Annotated in this window: 5 protein-coding genes; 3 read left to right on the plus strand and 2 right to left on the minus strand. The window is 70.2% G+C overall.

Going from position 1 to position 8,778, the window contains the following annotated elements; translation table 11 throughout:
* Positions 1–146: 146 nt before the first annotated feature.
* Both HZZ10_RS13530 and HZZ10_RS13535 read right to left on the minus strand, forming a co-directional pair.
* The gene (locus HZZ10_RS13530) at positions 147–4,085 is read right to left on the minus strand and encodes a PQQ-dependent sugar dehydrogenase (protein ID WP_179913900.1); all 3,939 of its coding nucleotides are present in this window, start codon (positions 4,083–4,085) and stop codon (positions 147–149) included.
* A gap of 214 nt (positions 4,086–4,299) precedes the next feature.
* Positions 4,300–5,337, minus strand: a complete 1,038-nt coding sequence (locus HZZ10_RS13535; RefSeq protein ID WP_179913901.1) for a LacI family DNA-binding transcriptional regulator — start codon at positions 5,335–5,337, stop codon at positions 4,300–4,302.
* A 184-nt stretch (positions 5,338–5,521) separates the two neighbouring features.
* Here HZZ10_RS13535 and HZZ10_RS13540 point away from each other — a divergent pair, with 184 nt between their 5' ends.
* The 3 genes from HZZ10_RS13540 to HZZ10_RS13550 all read left to right on the plus strand — a co-directional run.
* Complete coding sequence (locus tag HZZ10_RS13540) at positions 5,522–6,763, plus strand: amino acid ABC transporter substrate-binding protein (RefSeq protein WP_179913903.1); 1,242 nt, start codon at positions 5,522–5,524, stop codon at positions 6,761–6,763.
* A gap of 7 nt (positions 6,764–6,770) precedes the next feature.
* Positions 6,771–7,655 carry a branched-chain amino acid ABC transporter permease gene (locus HZZ10_RS13545; protein ID WP_056129430.1) on the plus strand — a complete coding sequence of 295 codons (885 nt, stop codon included), beginning with the start codon at positions 6,771–6,773 and terminating at the stop codon, positions 7,653–7,655.
* A partial coding sequence (locus HZZ10_RS13550) for a branched-chain amino acid ABC transporter permease (protein ID WP_228087581.1) occupies positions 7,639–8,778 on the plus strand: 1,140 nt, incomplete at its 3' end. The genes HZZ10_RS13545 and HZZ10_RS13550, both read left to right, overlap by 17 nt.

The following is an 8,778-nucleotide window of genomic DNA, read 5'->3' on the forward strand; positions in this document are numbered from 1 at the left end:
GGGTCTGCTTCCTGTCGGAGGTGTCGGTCGAGAGAGTGCAGGAGGCGGAGGAAGGCCTGTGGCGCGACAAGGCATCTGGGCGGCCTCCCTCGGCAGGGCTGGGTCCCGCTGGGCCCGGCCGGCGGCACCGGCCGGGCCCAGCGGTCCTAGCAGGTGATCGCGTCGTAGGGCACGGACTCCTCAGACGTGATCTCGTGCCCGTCGACGACGGCCGTGGCCGTCACGGTCGCCGTCCCGGCGGGCAGCGACGGGCCTCGGACGGCGAAGGAGGTGTAGGCCCGCTTGCCGACCTCGAGGGACGCGAACTCTCGAGTCCCCGAGGGGGTCGCCAGGGTCACCGCGCCGAAGGGCACGACGTCGGCGTTGGTCGCCGACACCGCGACGACCGCAGAGGCCCCGAGGCACCTCGGGACCGCCTCGACGGCGATCTCGAGCTCCCGCTCGGCGACGGGGGTGCCCGTCACCGTGAGGCCACGCATCCGGCCGACGTTGTCGAAGGACCCGAAGCCCACACGACCCGAGGTGAAGGTCGTGTCGGTCGCCGTGAGCAACGGCTTGTGGAGACCGTCGAGGTAGACGGCCATCTCGCCGGTGTCGGCGCAGTGCACCACCCGGACCGCGTGGAACTCGTCGTCGGTCACCGCCGGGGGTGCTCCGACCGCGCCGTCCCACTGGTCGTCGATGCGTTCGCGGTCCTTGCCGTCGACCTTGAAGATCCCGTTGTGCGGGTAGATCGTGTTGTCCTGCGACAGGTGCGCGTAGTAGTACTGCGTGTCCGAGGTGTAGCCGAAGACCACGATCACGTCCCGGTTGTTGACGGAGACGGGCTCGTCGAGCCTGACCTCCGCCTGGATGTTGACCGACCCGAGGACAGGTCCCTCGGTGAGGACCGCGTACTCGAAGGGTCGGCGGATGCCGTCGTCCGGGTTGGTCCCCGCCTCGGCGAGGATGATCTCCTCGCCCGGGAGCTGCCACTTCGACGGCGTGCGCGGCGTCCAGCTCTCGGCTCCCATGACGTCGGTCAGGACGACCCCGGCCGGGGTGCACGTCGGCGGCGGCACCGTGACGACGGGTTCTGCTGCGTACCTGTCGTACTGCGCCGCGACCTGGTCGGCCGACACCGCGGAGTCGAGAAACATCAGGTCGTCCATCCGGCAGTCGCACGGGTTGGACTCCCGGGTGTTCTGCGGGAAGCTGCCGCCGATCTTGATGCCGCGCGGGTCGGACTCCGAGGCGCTGCCCGGTCCCCACGGGTTGGACGCCGAGGTGTACGTCCCCTCGAGCGGCTGGCCGTTCATGTACAACGCCATCGACCCGTTGACGAAGTCGAAGGTCGCCGTGAGGTGCACCCACTCCCCTCGCTCCAGGATCTCGTCCCAGGGCAGGTTCGCCGCGTAGGTCCACGAGGCCCCGGTGTCGACCCGGCGGGCCAGGCCGACGACCTTCGGCTCGCCGTTCACGTTGATGACCTCGAGCAGCGTGCGGACCGCGTGCCCGTCGGAGGTCCCGGTGAGGATGCCTGCCAGACCGATCGCGTTGTAGCGGTCGGCGGTGCTCGAGTTGAGCGCGGGCATCTCGCCGGTGGGCTTGAACCAGCCCATGATCGTGGTCTCGTCGGCCCCGGCGAAGGGCCGCAGCGTGTCGACACCTTCAGGGTCGTAGACCCCTGCCTTCCAGTCGTCGTTGGACGCAGCCGTCGCGCTGAGCTGCTGCGTCTGGAGCGCACGGCCTGCGCCCGGGTAGGCGCGGTCGGTCACCCGCATCTCTCGGCCTCCGTTGACCAGGTCGATCGTGGTGCCGGAGAAGCCCTGGTCGAGCTCCTTCGTCAGGTCGCCCTCGACAGGGTGGTCGAAGGTGTAGTGGGCCACGAGGCTCGGGGCGAGCTCGGGCAGCACGGAGGGCTGGACCGGCACCGGGTCGCCCGTGCGGGCTCCCGTCACGGTCCAGACCCGGCCGTCGGCCTTGGAGACGAGATAGAGCTCGCCGTCGGCGTCGGACCCGAAGCGCAGGTCGACCCGGGTGTCGCCGACGAGGTCGGCGAAGGTCGTCTCGACACCGTCGACGAAGACCTTGAGCTGGGAGATCTCGGCGAGACCTGCAGGGTCGCCGTCGCCCCTGACCATCTCGTCCTCCTCGGTCGACAGCACCCAGCCGCGGACCAGGTCGGTGAAGAGGTACTTGCCCTGGAGCTCGGGGATCGCCCCGCGGTAGACGAACCCACCGTTGAGGGCGACACCCGCGTCCCCGGTCTGGTCGGGGTCTCGGTTGTGGTCGTAGGCGGCGACGGGGTAGGTGAAGTCGTGCTGCTCGGCGTCGTCGGCCGGGAGCGGGAAGATCTGACGGTTCTCGGCCACGAAGGGCCCCTCACGGTCCGACCAGCCGAAGTTGTCGCCGGCCTCGACGGCGTAGACCGACTCGACCTGCCACTCGCCGATGTGCCCGAGGTACATGGTGTGCTCGCCGCCGGTGTCCCAGCTGATCCTGTGCGGGTCACGCATGCCGACGGCGTAGATCTCGCCGAGAGCGCCGGCGGTCCCCACGAAGGGGTTGTCCGCGGGGATCCCGTACTGCCCGTTGGTGCTGTCGTCTCCGAAGGGGTCGATGCGCAAGATCGTGCCCTGGGGTGTCGCGAGGTCCTGCGGGTTGTCGTTGCCGACCCCGTTGCCGCCGTCACCGACGAGGACGTAGAGCTTCCCGTAGTCGGCGTCGCCGGGGGTGACCGTCGGGTTGAAGGCCAGCTGCTGGACCGTGTGCACGCGGCCGTTGAAGGGCACCCGCATCACCTCGCGGCTGGTGCCCACGAAGGTCGCCGCCGCTGGGTCGTCGGCCGTCCACTCGGTGATGACGCTGTGGAAGTTGGTCGCCCCGAACCCCGGGAAGTCCGGCGCGTCCTGGGTGAGCGCGGCACCTGCCTCGGTGTGGACCGTGTAGAAGATGCCGTTGGTGGCGTAGTCCGGGTGGTACTCGACGAAGCCGAGCCCTGTGCCCAGGCCTGCGTGGTTGTGGAAGGTGTCGAGGAACTGCGCGCGGACGTCGAGATAGGGCACGTACTCCCCAGTCTCCTTGTCGACCATGTACAGCACGGCGTTCATGTCCGGCACGGCGAGCCTGCCCGAGCCGTCAGGCACCTCGTCGAGGTGTGTGATCCGGTTGTGCCGGACCAGCCGCGGGTCGCTCGCTGCCGGGGTGGTCGAGGAGGCCGGCAGCTGCACGAGCTCTTCGACCTCGATCCCCAGCTCGGAGGGCGTCGGGTCGGGCAGAGGGTTGAGGAGCGGCTCGGCCGGCACCTCGCCGACCTCGCAGTCCGCAGGGTTGCCGCTCGGGACGGCAAGGTTCGCACCGGCGGTGTCGACCGCGACGTCGTCGAGGTACTGCGTCCCGGGGTTCGGTGTCCCGTTGACCCAGTAGAACCTGTCGAGGGATCCGCTCACGGCCTGCCGGAACCCGAACTGGGTCTCGGAGCCTGCCGGGAGGCGGGTCTGCTCGGCGTAGGGGCCGCCCTGGCTGTACACGGCGACGGTGTCGGTCGCGTTGTCCGCCACGATCCACACGCACTGCCAGACGTCGGGCGACCAGCTGCCCGCGGTGGCGAAGACTCCGCCGTCGCGGACGCGCAGCACGTCGTCGTTCTGGTGGTTGACGTAGGCGCGGCTGTGGCTGGTGGTGCTCGGTGCGTCGACGTCGGTGAGCCCGAAGGAGGTGTCGACCTTGCCGCTGCGGAGCATGCGGAAGAACAGCGTGCCGGTCTCGCCGTCAGCGATCGCCGGGACCTCGCGGAAGGCCCGGATGCTGGGGCCGCTCTGGGTGAGCACGAAGTTGTTGCCGTTGAGCGGGTCGGGCACGACGGCCGTCGCCGGGCTGGCGGTCCAGCCGTCCTGGCCGTCGAGCGCACCGGGGGTGTACTGCTCGAAGTCCAGGTGCTCGGTGAATCCTGCGGAGGTCGTCGGTGGCGGTGGGCCACCGGGGTCGTCGGGTGCCGGTGCGGCACCGGCCGGGGCTGCCAGGGGCAGAGCCCCGAGGACCGCTGAGAGAAGGATGGCGACGGCCGCTCTGCGGCGCGCCGATCGGGTGCGTGCTGACGTCATTGTCTGGCTCCTCGTCATTGGGAAGCGCTTTCAGGCATGCTCACCCTGGCACGCGCCCAGGCACGTGGCAATGGTCTGGGCGCAATTGGGGGAAACGCTTTCCACGCTGGCTGCGAGCGTCGCCGCCCGGACGAGCCGACAGCCCTCACGGCACTACGAGACGTCCGTGCACGTCAGAGCACCCGTGCGTCCTCGGGTCGTGAGCCCGGCTCGGTCAGGCAGGCGGCGGCGCCGTCGAGGCACGGACGACAAGCTCGAACCCGACCTCGACCACCTGCGCCGCGCCTCGCTCGGCTCGCAGCGCGAGCCCCGCGGCCTGCCGGCCCATGCTCGCCATGGGCAGCCGGACCGTCGTCAGCGCGGGTGCGAGGTCCTGCGCCACCTGGACGTCGTCGACCCCCGTCACCGACACGGCATGCGGCACCGCGACCCCACGCTCGCGCAGGACCGACAGAGCCCCGATCGCCATGGTGTCGTTGAGCGCGATGATCGCCGTGAGGTCATTGCGTGCCTCGAGCAGCCGGGTCGTCGCCGCCCGTCCGCCGTCACGGGTGAAGGCCGCGTGCTCCCAGGCCACGTCGTCGATCCCCGCGGCCGCCGCAACCTCCGCGATCCCGCGGCTGCGGTCCTGGACCGTGGTCATCCGCTCCGGGCCGGCCACGACACCGATGCGCCGGTGCCCGAGCGCCACGAGGTGCTCGGCGACGGCACGCCCCGCACCGACGTTATCGGGCAGCACGGCGTGGCAGTCGAGGTCGCGGTGGCCGATCGCGACGAGCCGCCCTCCCGACGCCGCGTAGGCCTCGAGCTCGGCGTTGAGCATGGTGTTCATGGCCGCGTCCCTGTAGCCGGACCCGGCGATGACGATCGCACCGACGCGCTGACCCCGCAGCAGCCGGGCACCGGCCAGGTCGCTCGCAGGCGTGCGGTCCTGATGGCTCACCTGCACGCTCCACCCCTGCTCGGCCGCCCCGGCGATCACACCGCCGGCGATCTCGGCGAAGTACGGGTCGTCGATCTCGTAGACCATCAGACCCAGGACGGCCGTCAGACCTCCGGCGAGCGACCGGGCGTGCGGGTTCACGGTGTACGCGAGCGCGTCGGCGGCCTCCAGCACACGCCGGCCGAGCTCAGGGGTGACGGCCCGCGCGCCGGACAGGGCCCGCGAGGCCGTCGCGATCGACACCCCCGCGAGCCGTGCGACGTCGGAGAGCCGGGGCTCACCGGGGACGTGCTGCGCTCTGACCGACATCGATGGCCCCCTTGCCATGTCCGGGACTTTGTACCCTCGCCCGGGTCTTGCGCTGATGATATCCGGGAGCATAGTGTGCGGTAACCGCTTTCCACCGGATGTTCGACGACGAGCCTCCGCAGGTGCGGTGATCCCCATTGGATGACCTTCTTACGACGAAGTAGGAGAAACACCCGTGGCACACATGACCAGCCGCTCACGCGGCACCAGCGCACGAGGCCGTGCTCTCATCGCGGCCGCGAGCGCCACAGCGCTCCTCACCGTCGCCGCCTGCGGAGGCTCGAGCGGCGGGTCCGACGGCGGGGGCGACGACCCCATCGTCATCGGCATCTCCCTCCCGCTCACCGGCGACTTCTCCGAGCCCGGCAAGGGCGTCCAGCGCGGCTACGAGGCCTGGGCCCAGATCGTCAACGAAGACGGTGGGCTCCTCGGCCGGCAGGTCGAGCTGAAGATCCTCGACGACCAGTCCAACGCCGACCGCGTCGTCGCCGACTACGAGGTCCTCATCGCCCAGGACGAGGTCGACCTCGTCTTCGGTCCGTTCTCGACCCGCCTCGTGGTCCCCTCGGCGCGCATCGCGCAGGAGTACGGGATGCTCTTCGTCGAGCCGGCCGGGGCCGCGGCCGAGGTGTTCGAGCAGGGCTTCGACAACCTCTTCTATGCAGCCCCCGCGATCGCGGACGACCACTACAACAACCTCGCGGACTACATCCTCGCGCTGCCCGAGGCCGAGCGCCCCGAGACCGTGGCCGTCGCGGCCATGGACGACCCCTTCGCGCAGGGCACCGCCTACGGCCTGCGCGACAAGCTGGCCGAGGGCGGGCTCGAGGTCCTCGTCGACGAGGTCTACCCGCCCAACACGACAGACTTCTCGCCGATCGCCGCGAAGATCGCCGACTCGGGGGCCGACGTGGTCATCGGCGGCACCCAGTACCAGGACGCCGTGAACCTCATCGTGGCCCTGCAGCAGCTCGGCTACCAGCCCGAGCTCGCCGCCTTCTCGACGGCCCCGACGAACCCCGAGTTCTCCGCGGCGATCGGCGCCAAGACCGAGGGCATCCTCTCCCCGACCGGATACACGCCTGACGCAGCATGGCCCTCCAACGCCGACTTCGTCGAGCGCTACACCGAGATCCACGGCAACCCGCCCGGTGAGGACGAGGCCAACGCCTACACCACGGGCCAGGTCGTGGCCGCTGCCGTCGAGGCCGTCGGCTGCGCCGAGCAGGGCGACTGCCAGCAGCAGCTGGTCGACTGGCTGCACGAGAACGAGGTCGACACCGTCGTCGGGCCCCTCACCTGGGACGCGACAGGCAAGCCGCAGGGCGCGCACCTGATCCAGCAGTACGTCGACGGCGAGATCACCATCGTCCTGCCCGAGGACACCGCCGAGGCCGCGCCCATCTTCCCCAAGCCCGAGTGGTGACGGCTCCGTGACCGGTTCCCTCCTCGTCCAGAGCCTCATCCTCGGCGTGCTGCTCGGCGGGCTCTACGCCCTCCTCGCGGCCGGCCTGACGCTGTACTTCGGTGTCATGCGCGTCGTCATGATCGCCCACTCGGCCTTCCTCATCCTGGCCGCCTACCTCGCGTGGTACGCGAACTCTCGCCTCGGCATCGACCCCCTGCTGACGCTCGTGGTCACGGTCCCGCTGTTCTTCGGGGTCGGCGTGGTCATGCAGCGCCTGCTCATCCGGCGGCTGCGGCCCGCGACGCTCACCATGATGTCGGTCCTGCTGACCTTCGCCATCGCGCTGTTCATCGAAGGCCTCATCGGTTTTGTGTGGGGCGGCACCCAGCGCCGCACCCAGCTGCCCTACTCCTCGTCGAGCCTCGAGATCTTCGGGGCCCGCATCGCCGTGGTCAAGCTCATCGCCTTCGGGCTCGCGGCGCTCTCGCTGCTCGCCCTGTACCTGCTGATGAAGCACACGCGGTTCGGTCAGGCGCTGCGCGCCACGATCCAGCACCCCGAGGCCGCCCAGCTGGTCGGCATCAAGACCGACCGTGTCGCCGGCCTCGGCTTCGGGCTCGGTCTGGCGACGGCGGCCCTCGGTGGGACTGCGCTCTCGCTCGACGCCACCATCTACCCGTCGCTGCACTGGCACTGGATCGGACCGCTGATGGCGATCATCGTCGTCGGAGGTCTCGGCTCGATCCCCGGGGCCGCCATCGCCGCCCTCGTCCTGGGAGTGGGCCAGAGCCTGCTGCAGGTCCCGCTCGGGACCACGTGGGCGCAGACCATCTTTTACGTCGCCCTGTTCGTGACGCTCATGGTGCGTCCGCAGGGGTTCTTCGGAGGTCGCCTTGCCCAACGCTTCTAGCACCCTGGCCGCACCGTCCCGCGAGACCACGACCCGACAGCCCACCTCACGCCGCACCCGCCGCATCGCCGCGGCGCTCGCGCTCGTGGTCGGTGCGCTCGTGGTCGCACTCTTCCCGTCCATGGCCCCGAACGCCTACATCCTCTCGGCCGGCGTCGTCGTCCTGTCCTACGCCTGCACAGCCACCTCGTGGAACTTCATGGGCGGCTTCACCGGCTACATCTCCCTCGGGCACGCCGCCTACTTCGGTCTCGGCGCCTACGGCACCGGCATCATCATCCGGGAGCTCGAGCTGCCGTCCTTCGTCGCGTGGGCCCTGGCCGGGGTGGTCGTCGCGATCATCACCGTGCCGATCGGCATCGCGGCGCTGCGCGTGCGCGGGGCGTCCTTCGTCATCGTCTCGATCTCCTTCGTGCTGATCCTGCTGCTCGTGTTCCAGGGCTGGGGATCCTTCACAGGCGGGTCCAACGGCCTCGTCGTCCCGCGCCCCTTCCCGGACCTCATGCGTCCCGAGCACCACCGCGTGTTCTTCTACCTCTTCGCGGCGCTCCTCGCCGTGATGCTCGTGCTGTGGTGGGCGATCGACCGCTCACGCTTCGGCATCGGCCTCAAGGCGATCCGCGAGGACGAGGACAAGGCCGAGGCCCTGGGCATCCCCACCCGCAACTACAAGCTCGTCGCCTACGTCGTCTCGGCCACGCTGACAGGCCTGGCCGGCGGCATGTACGCGCTGTGGTTCGGCGACCTCGACCCGATCTTCCAGTTCTCGATCCTGCTCGGGTCGTACATGGTCCTCATGGCGCTCCTGGGCGGCATCCGCAACCTCTTCGGGCCTCTTGTCGGGGCCGTGATCGTCGGGGTCGCGCTCGAGGTGTTCAAGCTCGAGTTCGGCGACACGCAGTTCCACCTCGTCGCGACGGGCCTGCTGCTCGGGCTGGTCGTGCTGTTCATGCCCGACGGGATCATCCCGGCCGTCCAGGCCGGGCTGCGGCGCCTCGGCCCGCAGTCGTCCTCGATCCGCGAGATGACCGCGAGCGAGCTCGCCGAGCGCAACGCCGCCGCCGGCATCAACGGTGACTCGGTGTTCTCCGGCGGGCTGGCCGCCCGCGAGCAGTCCCCCGAC

The organism is Sanguibacter inulinus, from assembly GCF_013415325.1.
GTDB lineage: Bacteria > Actinomycetota > Actinomycetes > Actinomycetales > Cellulomonadaceae > Sanguibacter > Sanguibacter inulinus.